Below are 1,258 nucleotides of genomic sequence, written 5' to 3' on the forward strand. Positions count from 1 at the left end.
CGGGGTCATGGCCGACCCGGGCGATGTCGCGCTGGCCGAGATCATCGAGGTGCGCAAGCAGCAGGCCGCGCTGCACCGCCGCGAGCTCGAGCTGCTGGTGACCATGCGCCGCAACGCGGCCTCGCGGCTGCCGGACGACGCGGTCCCCGGCGGCGTGCGGCGGCTCTTCGGCGAGCCGGCCGACCGGTGGGTGCGCGCCGCCGAGATCGTCGCCGCCGAGCTCGCGCCCGCTCTGGAGATCTCGCCGCTGACCGCGATGAACCTGGTGCACTGCGCCGATCGCGCCGTCCGGCTGTTCGGCGGCCTGCTCGAGCGGCTCGGCGACGACGCGGCGTTCGACGCCGCGCGGTTGCGAGCGGTCGATCAGCTCACCAGCGAGCTCAGCGACCCGCACGCCGAACGGGTCGCCGAGCTGCTGGCGCGCTCGGCCACGATCGGCACGCCCGCCCGGTGGCGGGCACGGGTGCAGCGAGTGATCGGACGCGTCACCGGCACCGACATCTCCCAGCAGCGCCGCCGCCGGGGCATCGCCGATCGCCACCTGTCGATCGGGAAGATCGACATCCACGGGATGTGCGCGGTCTCCGGCTATCTACCCGCCGCCGAGGCGGCGGAAGCCGATGCGGCGCTCGAGTTCATGGCCGCCACCGCAGACGCCGGCGACCGGCGCACCCACGACCAGAAACGGGCCGACGCGTTCCTCACCGCACTGCGCGGGCCGGCCGCCTTCCGGCGGCACGACGTCGGCGACGACGTGGACCGCCTCGAGCAGCCGTACGTCGACATCGACGCCCAGCCGGCCAACGTGACCGACGAGGAGGCCGACCTCGTGGCCGCCGTGTGGGCGAAGATCCGCGAGCTCGGCACCCAGGTCAACCTGACGATCCCGCAGATCCCCCAGCGGCTCGTCCAGATCACCGTTCCCGCGCCCATCCTGGCCGGCGCCGATCTGGTACGCCGCCCCGAGGCCGACTACGCCGCGGCGTCCATCGGCCGCCTCGGCGAGATCGACCCGGCCTACGCCCGCCTGCTCGCCCGCGATGCCCGATGGCGGCGCATCGTCGTGGACCCGCTCAGCGGCGCACCCCTCGACGTAGGCACCAAGCAATACCGGCCACCCAAACGGATGCGCACCCGGCTCTACGTCCGCGACGGCACCTGCCGGTTCCCCGGCTGCGAGCGCCCCGCCCACCGCTGCGAGCTCGACCACGTCATCCCGCACCGGCCCGACGGAACCGGCGGAACCACCGCCGACACC

General features: G+C 74.2%; 1 protein-coding gene. It reads left to right on the forward strand.

Features of this window, described 5'->3' with window-relative positions; translation table 11 throughout:
- The coding region (locus F8A92_RS18440; RefSeq protein ID WP_153506638.1) for an HNH endonuclease signature motif containing protein at positions 1–1,258 on the forward strand (1,258 nt) is incomplete at both ends.

Source organism: Cumulibacter manganitolerans (assembly GCF_009602465.1).
GTDB lineage: Bacteria > Actinomycetota > Actinomycetes > Mycobacteriales > Antricoccaceae > Cumulibacter > Cumulibacter manganitolerans.